Source organism: Microtetraspora glauca (assembly GCF_040656155.1).
Lineage (GTDB): Bacteria > Actinomycetota > Actinomycetes > Streptosporangiales > Streptosporangiaceae > Microtetraspora > Microtetraspora glauca.
Map to the genome: position 1 here is coordinate 43,066 of NZ_JBFALK010000005.1, position 17,377 is coordinate 60,442.

General features: G+C 71.1%; 15 protein-coding genes. 8 read left to right on the top strand and 7 right to left on the bottom strand.

Annotated features, from left to right (window positions below; genetic code table 11):
* Positions 1–125: 125 nt before the first annotated feature.
* Both AB0I59_RS11335 and AB0I59_RS11340 read left to right on the top strand, forming a co-directional pair.
* On the top strand, positions 126–1,436 hold the full coding sequence (locus tag AB0I59_RS11335) for a sensor histidine kinase (protein WP_063818931.1): 1,311 nt from the start codon (positions 126–128) through the stop codon (positions 1,434–1,436).
* Entirely contained in the window at positions 1,433–2,095 is a 663-nt protein-coding gene (locus tag AB0I59_RS11340) for a response regulator (RefSeq protein WP_061259649.1), read from the top strand. Before AB0I59_RS11335 ends, AB0I59_RS11340 begins: the two co-directional genes overlap by 4 nt.
* 84 nt (positions 2,096–2,179) lie before the next feature.
* On the opposite strand, the gene AB0I59_RS11345 is transcribed toward AB0I59_RS11340, so the two are convergent.
* The 5 genes from AB0I59_RS11345 to AB0I59_RS11365 all read right to left on the bottom strand — a co-directional run bounded on the left by AB0I59_RS11345 (position 2,180) and on the right by AB0I59_RS11365 (position 8,298).
* Positions 2,180–3,211 carry an ABC transporter ATP-binding protein gene (locus AB0I59_RS11345; RefSeq protein WP_435830945.1) on the bottom strand — a complete coding sequence of 344 codons (1,032 nt, stop codon included), beginning with the start codon at positions 3,209–3,211 and terminating at the stop codon, positions 2,180–2,182.
* Positions 3,211–4,260, bottom strand: coding sequence for an ABC transporter ATP-binding protein (locus AB0I59_RS11350; protein WP_358132128.1), 1,050 nt, complete (start codon positions 4,258–4,260; stop codon positions 3,211–3,213). The genes AB0I59_RS11345 and AB0I59_RS11350 overlap by 1 nt, the downstream gene beginning before the upstream one ends.
* An 85-nt stretch (positions 4,261–4,345) precedes the next feature.
* A complete protein-coding gene (locus tag AB0I59_RS11355; protein WP_358132130.1) occupies positions 4,346–5,539 on the bottom strand; it encodes an ABC transporter permease in 1,194 nt (397 codons plus the stop codon).
* Entirely contained in the window at positions 5,532–6,485 is a 954-nt protein-coding gene (locus AB0I59_RS11360) for an ABC transporter permease (protein WP_061259652.1), read from the bottom strand. Before AB0I59_RS11360 ends, AB0I59_RS11355 begins: the two co-directional genes overlap by 8 nt.
* 184 nt (positions 6,486–6,669) lie before the next feature.
* Positions 6,670–8,298, bottom strand: coding sequence for an ABC transporter substrate-binding protein (locus AB0I59_RS11365; RefSeq protein ID WP_358132132.1), 1,629 nt, complete (start codon positions 8,296–8,298; stop codon positions 6,670–6,672).
* 206 nt (positions 8,299–8,504) lie between these two features.
* Between AB0I59_RS11365 and AB0I59_RS11370 the strand changes: the two genes are divergently transcribed.
* The 4 genes from AB0I59_RS11370 (at position 8,505) to AB0I59_RS11385 (ending at position 12,453) form a co-directional block, all read left to right on the top strand.
* On the top strand, positions 8,505–10,148 hold the full coding sequence (locus AB0I59_RS11370) for an AMP-binding protein (RefSeq protein ID WP_358132134.1): 1,644 nt from the start codon (positions 8,505–8,507) through the stop codon (positions 10,146–10,148).
* A 111-nt stretch (positions 10,149–10,259) separates the two neighbouring features.
* Entirely contained in the window at positions 10,260–11,147 is an 888-nt protein-coding gene (locus tag AB0I59_RS11375) for an LLM class F420-dependent oxidoreductase (protein WP_061259654.1), read from the top strand.
* Positions 11,144–11,626, top strand: coding sequence for a nuclear transport factor 2 family protein (locus AB0I59_RS11380; protein WP_358132136.1), 483 nt, complete (start codon positions 11,144–11,146; stop codon positions 11,624–11,626). The genes AB0I59_RS11375 and AB0I59_RS11380 overlap by 4 nt, the downstream gene beginning before the upstream one ends.
* Positions 11,623–12,453, top strand: a complete 831-nt coding sequence (locus tag AB0I59_RS11385; protein ID WP_358132138.1) for an SDR family NAD(P)-dependent oxidoreductase — start codon at positions 11,623–11,625, stop codon at positions 12,451–12,453. Before AB0I59_RS11380 ends, AB0I59_RS11385 begins: the two co-directional genes overlap by 4 nt.
* 412 nt (positions 12,454–12,865) lie before the next feature.
* Here AB0I59_RS11385 and AB0I59_RS11390 read toward each other — a convergent pair whose 3' ends face one another.
* Together AB0I59_RS11390 and AB0I59_RS11395 are read right to left on the bottom strand one after the other, a co-directional pair.
* On the bottom strand, positions 12,866–13,348 hold the full coding sequence (locus AB0I59_RS11390) for a metallophosphoesterase family protein (protein WP_061259657.1): 483 nt from the start codon (positions 13,346–13,348) through the stop codon (positions 12,866–12,868).
* A 242-nt stretch (positions 13,349–13,590) separates the two neighbouring features.
* A complete protein-coding gene (locus AB0I59_RS11395) occupies positions 13,591–13,998 on the bottom strand; it encodes a hypothetical protein (protein ID WP_358132140.1) in 408 nt (135 codons plus the stop codon).
* A gap of 186 nt (positions 13,999–14,184) precedes the next feature.
* Between AB0I59_RS11395 and AB0I59_RS11400 the strand changes: the two genes are divergently transcribed.
* Positions 14,185–14,727 (top strand): hypothetical protein, encoded by a 543-nt coding sequence (locus tag AB0I59_RS11400; protein ID WP_358132142.1) that lies wholly within the window; start codon positions 14,185–14,187, stop codon positions 14,725–14,727.
* Between the two features lie 226 nt (positions 14,728–14,953).
* Complete coding sequence (secD, locus tag AB0I59_RS11405) at positions 14,954–17,224, top strand: protein translocase subunit SecD (RefSeq protein WP_358132144.1); 2,271 nt, start codon at positions 14,954–14,956, stop codon at positions 17,222–17,224.
* Positions 17,225–17,377: the final 153 nt, after the last annotated feature.

Consider the following 17,377-nt stretch of genomic DNA (forward strand, 5'->3'; position numbering starts at 1 on the left):
CACTCTCGTGGCACGCGGACGGCGGCGCATCGGCCACAAGATCACCGCGGAACCGAGACTTTCGTAGGGGGTCGCCGCGACGATCGTCGAGGGCGCGTACCGCGAGGCCGCCCTACGCTCGGAGCGTGGAGTACAGCGAGGCGGCACCGATCGGCGACCAGGCCCTCAGGCGGATCAACCGCCTGATCGATCGGGCGGGCCCCTGGGTCCGCGGTTCCGCGGTCCTCCTGTTCTCATGGATCTCCGTGGACGGCGCCGTGGCCGCCCCCTCCTTGCCGGACGACTCCGGGCGTCTCCTGCTGGTTGCGGCGTCGGCGGTGGCCGCGGTGCTCGTCCGGCGTGTCAGGTGGCCGTTGTTCGTCCTGGCCGCCGCGGGCTGGACGGCGTTCGGGCTGTGGCCTGCCGTCATCGTCGCGTCCTATCACGTGGGCGTCGTTCTGCGCCGCCGGGCCGACGTCGCCGCCTACGTCGCGGGAGCCGTGGCCGTCATGGGTGGGTCGGCCGTGGTCGATGTGGTGGTCCGGGGTTCCCGCCTCACCCCGGCGGAGGCCGCGGTGGACGGCGTCATGCCTTTCGCGGCGATGGTCGCGCTGCCGCTGGTCGGGGGGCTGTGGGTCAGCGCCCGCACGCAGGTGGTCGTGGCACTGCGCGAGCGCGCGGAACGGCTCGAACACGAGCAGCGGGCCCGCGCCGATCGGGCCCGGGCGCAGGAACGCACCCGGATCGCGCGTGAGATGCACGACATCGTCGCGCATCGGGTGTCCCTGATGGTGCTGCACGCCGGTGCGCTCGAGGTGGGAACCTCCGACGAGCGCGCCGCGCAGGCGGCCGTCCTCATCCGGGAGATCGGACGGGAGGCGCTCATCAACCTGCGGGAGGTGCTCGGCGTACTGCGCTCACCTCACGTCGGCACGACGGCGGGCGGCGACGCCGTCCTCGATGTCGACGACCGTGTCCCGTTCGCTCCGCAGCCCATGCTCGCGGACCTCGATCGGCTGCTCGATCAGTCGAGATCGCTCGGCATCTCCGTCGAGCGGCACGACGGGGGCACCCCGCGTCCGCTGCCTGCCATGGTGGAGCGGACCGCCTACCGCCTCGTCCAGGAGACGTTGACGAACGTCCACAAGCACGCCGGCGGCACCTCCGCCGACGTCTTCCTCCGGTATCTCCCCGGCGCGCTGGAGGTGATGGTCCACAACGGCCCGCCCGCGCCCGCCGAACCACTGCCCGCCGAACCGCTGCCCGGCGCCGGGCTGGGGTTGACGGGCTTGAGGGAGCGCGTCGCGCTCGCGGGCGGCGAGTTCGAGGCCGGACCGCTGCCCGGTGGCGGCTACCGGATCCTCGCCCGGCTTCCGACGGGACCTCCGCACACGGCACGGCGGCTGCCCGCCTCGGGATCCCCGCGTACGCCCGAGGCCGTGGAGGCGCCCGCATGATCCGCGTCGTCGTCGCCGACGATGAGGCCCTCGTCCGATCGGGCCTGCGCATGATTCTGGAGGCCACCGGCGACATCACGGTGGTCGGTGAGGCGTGCGACGGCGCCGGCGCGATCGGCGCGGTCACCCGGCTCGCCCCCGATGTCATCCTCATCGACATCCGCATGCCCGGCATGGACGGCCTCACCGCCGCGGCGGAGATCGGCAGGTTGCCCGACCCGCCAAAGGTGATCATGCTGACCACGTTCGACCTCGACGAGTACGTCCACCTGGCGCTGCGCGCGGGCGCGGTCGGCTTCCTGCTCAAGGACACGCCTCCACGGGACTTCGCCTCCGCGGTCCGTACGGTCGCCGCCGGCAGCGCCATGCTCTCCCCCACCGTCACCAAGCGGCTGATCAGCTCGTTCGTCGAGAAGGGACCGTCACGGGCGGACGTCGCCCGCAGGCGCCTGGCCGTACTGACTTACCGTGAACGTCAGGTCATGCGGGCGCTCGCCCAGGGCCTCTCCAACGCGGAGATCGGCCGCCGGCTTTCGATGAGCGAGGCGACCGTCAAGGCGCACGTCAGCCACTCGCTCGCGAAACTCGGCCTGGCCAACCGCGTGCAGGCGGCGATCCTCGCCCATGACGCGGATCCGCTCCCGCTCGAGTCGACCTGATCACCCCGATTTCGAGGGCGAGCCGACCGCGGGACGGCGACCCCGGCTCGGCGGACGACTTCACCCTGAGCGCGTGGTGCCGGGTCAGTTCCCCATGTTGTGGCAGGCCAGATAGTGTCCGTCGCCGACCTCGCGCAGCAGCGGCTCCTCCGCCGCGCAGCGGTCGGTGGCCAGCGGGCAGCGCGTACGGAACCGGCAGCCGCTGGGCGGGTTCAGCGGCGACGGCAGTTCAACGGACTTCTCCCCCGGCTCCGCCAGGCCGCCCGGTGATCGACTGCCCGCCGCCCGACCGTCAGCCGCCTGATCGTCCGTGGCCGGGTCGGCCTCGGGCACGGAGGCGAGCAGCAACCGGGTGTAGGGGTGCAGGGCCGACCCTGCCAGCCGCGCGGACGGCGTGACCTCGCACACCTTGCCGAGGTACATCACCATGATCCGGTCGCTGATGTTCTTCACCACGGCGAGGTCGTGCGCGATGAAGATCATGCTCAGGTCGTAGCGCGACTTGGTCTCCTCAAGGAGGTTGAGGATCTGGGCCTGCACGGAGACGTCGAGGCTGGAGACGGGCTCGTCGCAGATCAGCACCCGCGGGTCCAGCATGAGCGCGCGGGCGATGCAGATCCGCTGGCACTGGCCGCCGGAGAGCTCGTGCGGCCGCCGGTCCCAGACGACGGCGGGATCCAGCCCGACCGAGGAGAGGACCGACTCGACCTGCTCCCTGCTCGGCCTGGTCCCCCAGATCGACAGGCCCTCGGCGACGAGGTCCCTGACCCTGCGGCGCGGGTTCAGGGAGGAGACGGGGTCCTGCAGGATCATCTGCATCTTCTTGCGCCGGGTGCGCAGCGTCCTGGGGGTGAGCCCGGTCAGCTCGGTCCCGTCCAGCCGTACCGAGCCTGACTTCGGCGAGGGGAGCTGCATCACGGCGCGTCCGGCGCTCGACTTGCCGCAGCCGGACTCGCCCAGGATGCCCAGGGTCTCGCCGTCGAGCAGGTCGAAGCTCACCCCGGAGACCGCGTGCACCTTCTGACCGCGTCCGGCGGGGAACTCCACGACCAGGTCGTCGACGACCAGGACACGATCCTGGCCGGAGCGCATGTGCGCGGTGCCGGTACCGGCCATCATGATCCTCCTGCGTTGACGGGGCGGACGGGGTGATGGCAGGCGAACGCGCGCGCCGCGTCGGCGCCGGCCTCGGAGAGCAGTCGCGGGGAGACCTGCCGGCAGTCGTCCCCCGCGTAACGGCAGCGCGGCGCGAACCGGCATCCCCGCGGGGGCGCGACCATGTCCGGCGGCGAGCCGTCGATCGCCTCCAGCCGGGAGTGCGGCGGGTGATGCAGGCGCGGGACCGCCGACAGCAGCGCCTCGGTGTACGGGTGGCGTGGAGCGGCGAACAGGACGTCCGCGTCGGCGAGCTCCACGATCCGGCCGGCGTACATCACCGCGACCCGGTTCGCCCGGCCCGCGACGACCTGGAGGTTGTGGCTGACCAGGATGATCGCCATGCCGAGCTCGGCCTGGAGCCTGCCGAGCAGGTCCAGGATCTGCTTCTGCACGGTGACGTCGAGCGCGGTGGTCGGCTCGTCGGCGATGAGCAGCTTCGGCCCGTTGGCCAGCGCCATGGCGATGACCACCCGCTGGCGCATGCCGCCCGACAGCTCGTGGGGGTACTGGCCGAGGCGGCGTCCGGGCTCGGGAATGCCGACCAGCCGGAGCAGCTCCTCGGCGCGGGCCCGGGCGGCGGCCCGGGAGAGCCCGCCGTGCCTGCGCAGGCTCTCGGTCAGGTGGAGGCCGATCTTCTTGACCGGGTTGAGCGCGCTCATCGGGTCCTGGAAGACCATGCCGACGTCGGATCCCCACAGCTCACGACGCCCGGCGTCGGTGAGCGCGTGGATGTCGGTGCCGTCCATGAGCACGCGGCCCGAGACCGTCATGGTGGCGCCGGTGGTGTAGAGGCCCATGATCGTACGGCCGAGCACGGACTTCCCCGACCCGGACTCGCCGACGATCCCGAGCGTCTCCCCCGCGTTCAGGGTGAGGGAGACACCGTCCACCGCCTTCATGTCCCCGCGGCGAGTGTGGATCTCGGTGCGCAGGTCGTCGACGACCAGCAGCGGCGCCGGGTCACCGGCGGGCGGCCGCGTGTCCGCGGGGAGGGGGCTCTGACTCATGACACTCCTCGGCCGTGTCCGGCGGATCTTCTCGACCTGGCGCGGTCGCCCGGGCGACGCCTCGGCGCCGATCCGCGACGCGTTGCTAGAGCTTCGCCTGGCGGGGGTCCCACCGCTTCCTCGCCTTCTCACCGATGAGGTTGAACGCGAAGACGGTCAGGAAGAGCGTCACGCCGGGAACGAGCACGATGTGCGGATGGTCCTGGAAGGCGTTGCCCTCGCCCTCGGCGATCATGTTCCCCCATGAGGGGTCCGGCGGCTGGATGCCCAGGCCGAGGAAGCTCAGCGACGCCTCGGCCACGATCAGCACCGACACGATGACCATGCCGTACGACGCGAGGGGCAGCAGGACGTTGGGCAGCAACTCCCGGACCATCACCCGCCACCGCGAGGCGCCCATCGCCTTCGCCGCCAGCACGAACTCCCGCTGGGCGAAGGTCAGCGTGCCGGCCCGCGCCATCCGGATCATGCTGGGCAGGGCGAGCAGCGACAGGGCGATCGCGATGTTGCGCAGGTTCGGCTCCAGCACGGTGCCCAGCGCGATCAGCAGGATCAGGGGCGGTACGGCGAGCAGCGAGTTGGTGAACACGCCGACGACGGTGTCCGTCAGTCTCCGGAAGAACCCGGCCAGGATGCCGATCGCGCCGCCGACCACCATGCCGATGGCGACCGCGCCGATCGAGACCAGCAGCGACGCGCGGGCGCCGTAGACGATCCGCGCCAGCAGGTCCAGCCCGAAGTTGTTGGTCCCGAGCGGATGCTCGGAGAACAGGGCGGGCGGTGCCATCGCGGGCGCCTCGATCGTCTTCGCGATGTCCCGGTACTCCCCGAGGGGCAGGACCGGAGCCAGCAGCGCCGCCAGCACCAGCACGACGAGCCACACCAGGCAGAGCCAGAACATGAGGTCGAAGGAGCCGCCGAAGGCACCCCGGCCGAGCCGGGCGACACCCGCGTACGCGACCACGAGTCCGGCGGCGAACGCGAGGAAGCACACCCAGCCGGGCGCGGGCAGCACGGTCGGCGAGACGGCGGTCAGGGCGATGCCCGGTACGGCGAGGCCGAGCCCGCTCCAGGACAGGTGACGAGGTCGCGGCCCGCGTGCCGTGCCCCCTCTGCCCCCCGTGCTCCCTCTGCCCCCCGTGCTCCCTCTGCCCCCCGTGCTCCCTCGGCCCGCCGTGCCCGCTACGCCTCTCGGGCGCACGTGGTCCAGGTGGTCCGCGCCGTCGCCGGGACGGGAGCCGCCCTCCGCCGGGCCGGTGCTCTCAACGATGTCAGACATGCGCCCGCCTGATCCGTGGGTCGAGGTAGCCGTACGACAGGTCGATCAGCGCGTTCGCCAGGACGTAGATGAGCGCGATGACCAGCACGGCCCCCTGCACCATGGGGAAGTCGCCCTTGTCCGCAGATCCGATGATCAGCGTGCCCATGCCGGGAAGGGCGAACAGGTACTCCACGATCACGGTGCTCCCGATCAGCCGCCCCAGGCTGATGCCCAGAAGCGTGATCAGTGAGAAGGACGATGGCCGGAGCGCGTCGCTGAACAGCACTCGCGCCGCCGGCATCCCCTTGGCCTTGGCCGCGAGGATGAAGTCCTCCTGGAGCGTGGTGATCAGGTCGCCGCGCAGGATCCTGGTGAACATCGCGGTCTCGGCCAGCGCGATCGTCAGCGCGGGCAGGAACGCGTGGTAGAGGTTGCCGCCGAGGCCCTCGCCGAGCCGTACCCACTCGGCTCTCGGGAACCAGCCGAGCTGGTTCGAGAAGACCATGATGATCAGCAGGCCCGCGAGGAAGCTGGGGACCGAGAGCACGCCGAACGTTCCGGCGCTGATGATCCGGTCCACCCTGCCGTCGGCGTGGTAGGCCGACCACATCGCCAGCGGCACCGAGACGACCAGGGCCATGACGAGCCCGAGGACGGCCACCTCCGCGCTCACCGGGAGGGCCGCGGCGATGCGCTCGGCGACGTCGCTGTTGGGAGGGATGAGGGAGGCGCCCAGGTCGCCCTGGAGCGCCGACCCCAGCCAGCTTCCGTACCTCACCAGGAACGGGTCGTTCAGTCCCATCTCTTCGCGCAACGCCGCGTACTCCGCGGGCGTGTGCCCTTCGCCGAGAACGGTGATCGCGGGATCTCCGGGGGTCAGGTCCACCAGCGCGAAGGTGCCCACGCTGACGACGAACAGGACCACCGCGATCTCGGCCAGCCGTTTCAGCACACCGCGTGCCATGCCGGTCGCCCTCCTTTCCTCGTCACGTCTCCTCGCCGCGTCACGAACTCGTGTCGCGGGCATGTCGCAGGGTCATGTCGCAGGGGATGTCACGGGCGGGCCGCCCGGCCGGCCTGGCTGCCGGGCCCGCCGGTCACCGGGCCCGGCGTGAGGCCGGGCGGCCGCTCCACCGACCGGGTCCCGGTCAGCCGGCCGGGGCGATCCACGCGTCGTCGAGCAGGATCATGCTGTTCACGCTGTCCTCGACGCCGTGGACGTTCTTCTGCCACGCGAGGAACTCGGGAGTGGGACCGTAGACGAGCGCGGGGACGTCCGTGTTCCACTGCTTCTGGATCCGGCCCATGATCGCGCGCTGCTCGTCCTCGGTCTCCGCGACCTGGAACTCGTCGATCAGCGCGTCCATCTCCGGACCGGTGTGCATGCCGACGCTGAGGTTGCCCTTGCTGTGCAGGGTCGCGAACATCCGCCCGTACGGCCCGGCCTCGCGCCAGCTGATGCCCCATCCGGCCACGTCGTAGTCCTTGTTGACCGCCACCTTGGTGATCTGGTCGGCGACGGCGCGGACCAGGTCGAGCTCGACCTGGAAGCCGACGCTCTCCAGCATCGACTTGATCGCCAACGCGGTGGCGCGCGCGGAGGGATCCTGGCGGCCGAGATAGGTGATCTTCCCGTCGAACCCGTCGGCCTTCGCCTGCTTGAGCAGTTCCCTGGCCTTGTCCGGGTCGTACGCCAGGGACGCGTTGTCGGTGTGCCAGCGTGAGAAGTCCGGGAAGACCTCGTTGCTGGCGACGCCCGCTCCGTTGTAGGAGCGCTGGTAGATCACCTCGGGCTTGATCGCGTGGAACAGCGCCTGGCGCACACGCGGGTCGGCTCCCGGTCGGCCCTCGGAGGCGTTGATGACGCCGACGTTGCCCAGGGCGACCAGGTTCATGTACCCGTGGAACCCGTCGCCCAGCGCCTTGTCGATGAGTGCGGGGTCACGGAAGAAGGCGGCCTGTGCCCCGCCCGATCTGAGGGTGTCCAGCAGGGCGTTGGGGTCGGTCATGTAGATGACCCGGATCTTGTCCAGGTTCGGGCGGCCGTCCCAGTAGTCCGCACGCGCGTTGAGCACGGTCTCCTCGTGCGGCGCGTAGGTGCCGAAGGTGAACGCCCCGGCTCCCACGGGCGTGAACGTGCCGCCGTCGTCCGACGACTTGGCGACGATCATGCCGGGGCCGGTGGTCAGCATGTACGCGAAGGTGGGCCACTTCTTCGCCAGCGTGAAGACCACGGTCGAGTCGTCCGGCGTCTCGACGGACGTGACGTTGTCCTTCCAGAGCCGCGCCTCGTCCGCGCCCTTCTCGACGTAGCGGTCGAGGCTCCACTTGACGGCCTTGGCGTTCAGCGGCGTGCCGTCGCTGAACGTGACGCCGTCGCGCAGGGTGAGCGTCCACTTCTTGTAGCCGTCGCCCGCCTCCAGCCCCTTCGCGAGCTGCGGCTTCACCTCACCGGCCGTGCTGTCCCAGCGCATGAGCACGTCGTAGATCGCCGCCATCTCCAGGCCGCCGGTGGAACCGGCGACGATGGTCTGCGCGGGGTCGAGCACGGCGGCCTCGGCGTAGGCGCCGAACGTCAGCGTGCCGCCCTTCACCGGTTCGCCGCCGGAGTCGTCGCCGATCATTCCCACCTGGTAGGTGGAGGGTGACGGCTTGGTGGTCTGGCCGGGCGCGGCGGTGTTCTTGCCTCCGGGGGATGACGTGCACGCCGCCGTGAGCGCCGCGACGACGAGCAGTCCGGCGGCCGGGCGCAACCACGTCGTGTTTCGAGGCTTCATCGCTTCCTCCTATTGGCCGCCCGGAAATCGCGCATACGGGCGGACAGGAAGCGAGGCAATCAGGACAGATCATCACGAGTTCCGCTATGTCCCACTGAGTGAGACATAGGCCACACAAGATCACATACTGCCTGGTAATCGACGTGAGGACCGCTGAAACGGCGGTGCGTGCCGTACCAGATCTTCCCGAAACGCGAGGAGCGCCAGTGCCAGAGGACAGCCCCCGAGCCCTGCTCTCCGACGACCGGCCCGCCGACCGGATCACCTTCGCCGGACTGGTGGCGGCCCGCGCGGACGACGACCGTACGGGGTTGAAGTTCGAGGACCGGTGCTGGACCTGGCGGGAGATCGTCGCCGAGGCCCGGCTGCGGGCCGGGCTCGCCCGCGACCTCAGAAAGCCCGGCCCCTGGCACGTCGGCCTGTTCCTGGAGAACACCCCGGAGCACCTGTTCTGGCTGCTCGGCGCCGCCCTCGCCGGGGCGACCGTGATCGGGGTCAACCCGACCCGGCGGGGCTCCGAACTGGCCGGAGACATCAACTTCACCGACTGCCAGCTCCTCGTCACCGAGACAGGGAGGCAGGACCTGCTCGACGGACTCGCGCTGGACTGCCGGGACCGGGTGCTGGTCACCGACTCGGACGCGTACGCGACGACCCTCGCGGAAACCGCGCCTCTGGGCTCCGAGGCCGGCGCGGTGCCTCCCGAGACGTACTTCTCGCTGATCTTCACCTCCGGGACCACGTCCGCGCCGAAGGCGGTGATCTGCAGCCAGGCCCGGCTCGGCCGGATCGCCCTCCAGCAGCGGCAGCGAAGGGATCTCGGCCCGGACGACGTCTTCTACGTCGTGATGCCGATGTTCCACTCGAACGCGATCATGGCGGGCATCGCGCCCGCCGTCGCCTCCGGCGGATGCGTCGTGCTGCGGCGCAGGTTCTCCGCGTCCGCGTTCCTGCCCGACGTCCGCAGACACGGGGTGACCTTCTTCAACTACGTCGGCAAGCCGCTCAACTACATCCTCGCCGTGCCCGAGCGGCCCGACGACGCCGACAACCCCCTGCGCATCGCGTTCGGCAACGAGGCCGCGGAACGCGACATCGAGGAGTTCGCCCGGCGCTTCGGCTGCACGGTCATCGACTCGTACGGCTCAAGCGAGGGCGAGGTGCGGCTCAACCGCGTTCCGGGCACGCCGCGCGGCTCCCTGGGAGTGTCGGAGGCGGGCACCGTCGTCGTCGATCCGGAGACGCTGGAGGAGTGCCCGCGAGCGGAGTTCGACGAGGCGGGCGCTCTCCTCAACGCCGAGCAGGCCATCGGGGAGATCGTCAACACGGTCGGAGCCGCCGCGTTCGAGGGCTACTACAAGAACCCCGAGGCCACCGCGGCGCGGATCCGGGGCGGCTGGGTGTGGTCGGGTGACCTCGCCTACCGCGACGCCCAGGGGTTCTGGTACTTCGCGGGCCGGAACAGCGACTGGCTGCGCGTGGACGGGGAGAACTTCGCGGCCGCGCCCGTGGAGCGGCTGCTGGCCCGCTTCGAGGCGTTCACGGACGTCGCGGTCTACGCCGTTCCCGACGCCGAGGTGGGCGACCAGGTGATGGCGGCGGTCGTACTCGCCGACGGCCGCGCCTTCGACGCGGAGGCGTTCGCGGACTTCCTCGGCCGCCAGCCGGACCTCGGAACCAAGTGGGTGCCCCGGTATGTCCGGATCATGGCGGAGTTGCCCCGCACGGCCACGAGCAAGGTGGTCAAACGGCCGCTGCGCGACGAGGCGTGGCACACCCCCGACCCCGTGTTCGTAAGGCACGGCGCCACCCTCGCCTACACGGCCCTCACACCGGACAGCACCGCCTGACCTGCGAGAACGCGATCCATTCGGCCGCAGGTCGGGGCGGCGGCCGGCTGTGGTCCCGTTCAACGGGAGCGGCACGGTCCCGGCGTGATCGGAGGTCATAGCCTGCCGCGCATGAGGTACGCCGTCATCGCCCCCGTTGCCGCCGACACCACCGCGGATCCGGAATGGATCAGCGGGTTCGCCCAGCATGCCGAGGCGTGCGGATTCGAGTCGATCGTGGTGGTCGAGCACGCGGTGGTGATGACCGGCTACTCCAGCGTCTACCCGTACGACAGGTCGGGGAAGATGGAGCTCGCCGACGACTGCGACATCCCGGACCCGCTCGACCTCCTGGCCTTCCTCGCCGGCCGTACCAGCCGGATCGGGCTCGCGACCGGAGTCCTGGTGCTGCCCAACCACCACCCCGTCGTCCTGGCCAAGCGCCTCGCCACCATCGACGCGCTGTCGGGCGGCCGGCTCCGCCTGTGCGTGGGCATGGGCTGGATGAAAGAGGAGATCGAGGCGTGCGGCGCCCCCTTCGAGGCGCGCGGCCGTCGTGCGGACGAGCAGATCGACGTGATGCGGAAGCTGTGGGCCGGCACCTCGCCCGGCGGCGTCGAGCACCACGGAGAGTTCTTCGACTTCCGCGGCGCGATGAGCTACCCGAAGCCCGCGCGGGAGGGCGGCGTGCCCATCCACATCGGCGGGCACAGCGTGGCCGCCGCGCGGCGGGCCGGCCGGCGCGGCGACGGACTCCAGCCGCTCGGCCTGGCCGGCGACGAGCTGCGCAGGCTCGTGGGCATCATGCGCGAGGAGGCGGAGAAGAACGACCGCGACCCGGACGCCCTGGAGCTCTCGCTCGGGCACCTGGTCACCCGGATCACGGCGGAGAAGGCCGAGTCCCTCGCCGCCCTCGGCGCCGACCGGATCGTGCTCGCCGCCGACCCGACGCCGGACCTCGCCCGGGCCAAGGACGATCTGTCGGCCTGCGCCGACCGCCTCGGGCTGGCCGGCGCATGACGCTCACCACCGGCGACCGGGTGGAGCTCGGCGACCTGGTGGCCCGGTACGCGTTGTACACCGACCGCCGGGACCTGGACGGCCTGGTGAACCTGTTCACGGAGGACGGCGTGCTCGTCCTCCCGGAGCCGCCGCACGCCCTCGGGCCCGTACGGACCGCCACCGGGCGCGCCGAGATCCGCGCGGCGATGGCGCGACTGGCCGATATCCCGGTCACCTTGCACGCGCTGGCCGGGCAGGTGTTCGACGCCGGCCCCGACGCCGGGACGGCCACCGGGCACATCGCCTGCGTCGCCCACCACCTGACGGAACGGGCGCCCGGCGAGGTGTCCGACCTGGTGTGGCACCTGCGCTACACCGACTCCTACCGGCGCGACGACGACGGCTGGCGCATCCGGCACCGCGCGCTGCGGATCGACTGGATCGAGACACGGCCCGTACGCCGGTGGAACGGCGGGGAACGAGGAGGACGATCGTGAGCGGCACCCTATCGACACCGGCCCGGGTCTCCGTGGTGACCGGCGGCGCGCTCGGCATCGGGGGCGCGATCAGCCGTCGGCTCGCCGCCGCGGGTGATCTGGTGGTACTCAACGACATCGACGGCGAGGCCGCGGAGCGGACCAGGGCCGAGATCGAGGCCGCCGGAGGCCGATGCGTCACGGTGATCGGCGACGCCGCCCACGACGACACGGTCACGCGGGTCGTCGAGACCGCTCTCGACGCGGGCGGCGGCCGGGTCGACGTGCTGGTGAACAACGTCGGCGACTTTCGCCCGGCGTCCAAGACCTTCCTCCACAGCAAGCCCGAGCAGTGGCAGCGCCTGTACGAGCTGAACCTGCTGCACGTCTTCGCGATGAGCCACGCGCTGCTCCCCGTGATGATCGAGCGGCGCTCCGGCGTGGTGATCAACAATTCCACCGTCGAGGCGTTCCGCGGCATTCCCGGCCACGCGGTGTACTCCGCGTACAACGCCGGGGTGTCGGCGTTCACCAAGAGCCTTGCCGTCGAGGTCGGGCAGTACGGCATCCGGGTGAACGCCATCGCGCCCGACCTGGCCGACACGCCGCAGACCCCGGCGGCCGCGATGCTGCGCGGGCGCGATCCCGAACTGCTCCGCACCTGGATCCCGCTCGGCCGGTTCGGGGAGCCCGACGACTACGCGGCCGTCGTGGCGTTCCTCGCCTCGGACGAGGCCCGGTTCGTCACCGGCCACACCATCCCGGTGGACGGCGGGACCCTCGCCGCGTCCGGCTGGTACGGCAGGGCCGACCGCAAGGGCTGGACGAACATGCCCAACGAGCCATGACCACACCACCGAGCCACCGTCCGGCCCGGCGTTCCCGATCTTCCGCTAGGGAGCGCCGGGCCGCACGGTTGTAGGCGGCACCCTTGCAGGCCGCATGGTTGGTTGCAGGCCGAGGGTTGGTTGCAGACGGCAGGGTTGGTTGCAGGCCAGGGTTGGTTGCAGACGGCAGGGTTGCCGGCACTTCCACCGCCGCCTGGTGACAGGCCGAGTCGCACGGCTGTGGGCGGCCATCACGGTTCAGGTCGTCCCCACCGTCGCCGGGCGCGTCTCCTGCGTTTCGACTGCACGAAGGGTCGCACGTCAGGTGAGCTGCACGAAGGGTCGCACGTCAGGTGAGCCGCACGAAGGGTCGCACGTCAGGTGAGCCGCACGAAGGGTCGCACGTCAGGTGGGCTGCACGAAGGGTCGCCCGTCAGGTGACGGGCACGATCGTCGCCTCGACGAGGGACCCGTCGTCGATGAGGAGCACCCCCAGGGTCCCGTACGGCTGGCGCCGCCGGTCGGTGGGCGAACCGGGATTGAAGACACGCAGTCCCTCCTCGGTCTCGTCCAGCGGGATGTGGGAGTGCCCGAAGATCACGAGATCGGCGGACGGGAACCTGCGGCGCATCCGGGTGATCCGCCCGCGCGCCTGGCCGCTGTCGTGGATCATCGCCACGCTCACGCCGCCGAGATCCAGTTCCAATGTCTCCGGAGCCACCAGGTCCGGGACGTCGTTGTTGCCCTTGACGACGTGGACGGGGGCATAGGCCGCCAGTTCGTCGAGCACCGAGGGCACGCACACGTCCCCGGCGTGCAGGATCACGTCCGCGTCGCGAAGCCGCTCCGCCACCCGGGGCGGGCACGACTTCCACCGGCGCGGCGCGTGGGTGTCCGACAGGACGACGACCTTCATCCCTCCCCCTCCGCTCCGCGTTCGTTCCCTGCGCCCTACCTCTGCGCCCTGCCCCTTACGCCCTACTCTTGCGCCCCGCCCCCTGCGCCTTGCTCCTTGCGCCTTGCTCCTTGCGCCTTGCTCCTGCGGCGGCTTCACCGCGCGTGCGCTTCTCCGGTCCTTGGCGGCTCCCGCCGGGGGCACAGTCCTGCCGTGGGTCTCCCGCCGCTGAGATCATTCCGCGGATTCCGTGATTCCACGGGCTACGGGCACTTGAGCCACGCGACCAAGGGATAGGAGCCACCGCTCGGCGTCTTCATCCATCTGTACCCGGCCTCAACGCGGGACCCCTTGTTCTCATTGCCCTTGTCCTGCTCGTCCCAAAGGCACGAGGGACGGCCCCCGACGTGATCGCGCCCGTCGCTGTCCGTCCACCACACATCGGCCGGGACCAGGGCGGCCGGACCGCTGTCCGCCTGGAACGTCCCTGAGCCGTCAACGGTGAGCTGGACGTATCCCTCAGCGATGGCCAACGGGACGTCGCCCAGCGGCAGGAAGCTCGCCGCCACGCCACCCACCACCGCTGAGACAAGAATGATCAATGCCATGAACACCCTGCTGACGGTTACGTGACCCGCCTTTGTCGTGGCCGGGATCTCAGGCAAAGACATGGGGGAACTGTACGACCCTTCCGATCAATCGGGCACCCGCCTGCTCACGCGGCTCTCGTCCGATCGCCGTCTCCGGTCCAGGCGCCTCTCCGCCCTCCACGCGGGCCGGGCGGCGTTGCGGCTCTCGGCCACTCCCAGACCTGGCTAGGCTGACCGGAACATCTACGCGGGGGGAGGGGAGGAGCGGTGCGCCAACGGTCGTCGTTCCTCGCCGTACCCGCCAGGTGGCTGATCTGCCTGATCTTCCCGCTGCTGGTCAGCGGCGTCCCCGCTGCGGGCGTGCTCGGCGCGCTGCCGCAGGCCGCCGTTCTCGCGGTGTCCGCCCCCTCCGCTCTCATCGCGTCCGCGCCCTCGTCCGCCACGGCGGCCGGCACGGACGACCATGAGGCCGGCACGCGCACCACTCTCGCGGCCGGGCCGTACGACACGATCACAGCCGGGCCGTACGACACGGTGGCGAGCGGTCCGGACGACCACGTCGCCGCACCGCCGCAGCCGCACGACCACGGTCCGACCTCGCACGATCTCTCCGGCCGGCCGCGCCACGAGGCCGTCATCGGAGCGAAGCGCGGCGCCATGGGAGCGGGCCAGACGGCCCTTCTCGTCGACCGGCGCCGTCCCACGACGACTTCCCGCGTCACGACCGCCGTCCTGCCGCCGGACGGCGGCGCGGACCCGCTCGCCGCACCCGGCGTCTCGCCGGGCCGCGCGCCACCCACCACAGGCTGAGAGCGCACGACCACCCGCTCTCGATCCCGGTATGCCTGCACGCGCTCTTTTCGCGCGCCCTTTCCGATCGGTTGACGCCTGAGGCACCGGATTCCACGCGCAGGACTCCACACGCAGGACTCCACACAGGTTTCCACGCACCGGATTCCGTGCGCCGCGTCCCGATCTCGGTATGCCTTCACGCGCCTACGCGGCGCGTCATCCCACTCCGCCTGTGGAGGCTCTCATGTCGCGTGCCCCAGTGGTACGCGCGCTGGCGGCGCTCGCCGTCATCGCGACATCACTCGTCCTCGCCCTCACCATGTCCCCGCGCCTCGGTCTCGATCTGCGCGGCGGCACCCAACTCGTCTTCGAAACCAAGGACTCCCCCACCACGAAGGCGGACGCCGAGGCGACCGACCGGACGCTGGAGGTGCTCCGCCGCCGCGCGGACGCGCTCGGCGTCGCCGAACCCACGCTCGCCCGTTCCGGCGAGCGCCGCATCATCGTGGAACTGCCCGGCGTGCTCGATCCGCGCAAGGCAGCCGAGACCATCGGCACGACCGCGCAGCTCACCTTCCACCAGGTGCTCGACTATCCCGAGGACTCGGCCAAGCCGAAGAAGGGCGAGCGGATCCTTCCCGACGAGGACGGCCGCAAGCTGCTCCTCGGTCCGGCAGGGCTCACCGGTGAGTCGGTGAAGGACGCCAAGGCCGGGATCGACGCCCAACGGGCCAGTGGATGGTTCGTTTCGCTCGACTTCCGCGACAACCGCCCTTGGGAGAAGCTGACCGGTGAGGCGGCCTGCGCTCCCTCGGGCGACCCCAAGCGGCGGATCGCCATCGTGCTCGACGACGAGGTCATCTCCTCCCCACAGGTGAACGACACCGTCCGCTGCGGTGTCGGCATCACCGGCGGGACCACCGAGATCAGCGGATCCTTCACCACCGAGGAGGCGCAGAACCTTGCCCTCCTGATCAAGGGCGGCGCACTCCCGGTGCCCGTCGAGATCGTCGAGCAGCGCACGGTCGGCCCGACGCTCGGCGCCGCCGCCATCGAGGCGAGCGCGAAGGCCGCGATCATCGGCGTGGTACTCACGGCGGCCTTCCTCGCCCTTGCGTACCGGCTCGTCGGGCTTCTCGCCACGGTCGCCCTGGCGTGCTACGCGCTGATCTCCTACGCCGCGCTGGTCGCCCTCGGCGCGACGCTCACTCTGCCCGGCCTGGCCGGATTCGTCCTCGCCATCGGCATGGCGGTGGACGCGAACGTGCTGGTCTTCGAGCGCGCCAGAGAGGAGTACGGCGCCTCGCCGCACAAGGGGCTGCGCGGAGCGCTGGAGAAGGGCTTCCACCACGCGTGGAGCGCGATCGCCGACTCCAACATCACCACCCTGCTCGCGGCCGGCCTGCTCTTCTTCCTGGCGTCCGGCCCGGTGCGTGGTTTCGGCGTCACGCTATCCATCGGCGTACTGGCCTCGCTCGTCTCGGCGATGCTGATCACGCGAGTGCTGGCCCAGTGGGCGGTCGGGCGCCGGGCGGTGAACTCGCGGCCGCGGCTGTCCGGGCTCGGCGCGGTCGGCGCACTGCGTTCCTGGTTGAACAGGAAGAACCCCGACCTCATGCGGCGCGGACGCCTGTGGCTGGGCATCACGGGCATCCTGACCGCCCTCGCGATCGCCGGGCTGTTCGTCCGCGGGCTGGACTTCGGCGTGGAGTTCACCGGCGGCCGCCTCGCGGAGTACGCCACCTCCACGCCGGTGAACGCGGACACGGCCAGGCAGGCCGTCGCCGACGCCGGCTTCCCCAGCGCGGTCGTCCAGAGCTCGGACGACGGCATCACCGTCAGGACCGGCCAGATCAGCGGGGATGAGGCGGCGAAGATCGAGGCGGCGCTGGCGAATGTGGCCGGTGAGGTCACCAAGCAGCGCGACGAGCTGGTCGGGCCCAGCCTCGGTGACGAGCTGCGGCGCAATGCCCTCATCGCGCTCGGCGTGGCCCTCGCCGCGCAGCTCGCGTACCTGGCGTTCCGTTTCCGCTGGTCGTTCGGTACGGCCGCGGTGCTCGCGCTGGCGGTGGACGTGGCGTTGGTGGTCGGCGCGTTCGCCTGGCTGGGCAAGCCGGTGGACGGCGTGTTCCTGGCCTCGGTGCTCACGATCATCGGATACTCCGTCAACGACAAGGTGGTGGTCTTCGACCGGGTACGCGAGATGTGGGGCGCGTCGCCCAAGACCCCCTTCCAGCGAATCGCCGGTTCGGCGGTGGTGCAGACCGTGCCACGTACGGTGAACACGGGTCTCGGCGCGCTGTTCATCCTGGCCGCGCTCGCGCTGCTCGGTGGGGACTCGCTCACCGACTTCGCGGTCGCGCTGCTGATCGGTGTCGTGGTCGGCACGTTCTCGTCGGCCTTCGTCGCCGCCCCGCTCGCCGTCGAGTTCGAGCGGCGCAGCTCGGCGCCTCCCCCGCAGCCGGTCAGGAAGCGCACCGCCTCGTCGCGCCAGGGATCGGGGGCGGTGGTCTGAGCGTCCGGGATCACCCCGGATCCGCCGCCCATCCCTGATGTCACCCCAGGCCGGGACCCGCACGTTCCCGGCCTGGGGGGCCGGCCCGGAGGACGGGCCCCCGGGACCGGCGGGGAAGGGGACAGCTCGGTTCTGCCGGATCGTCCGGGGCCC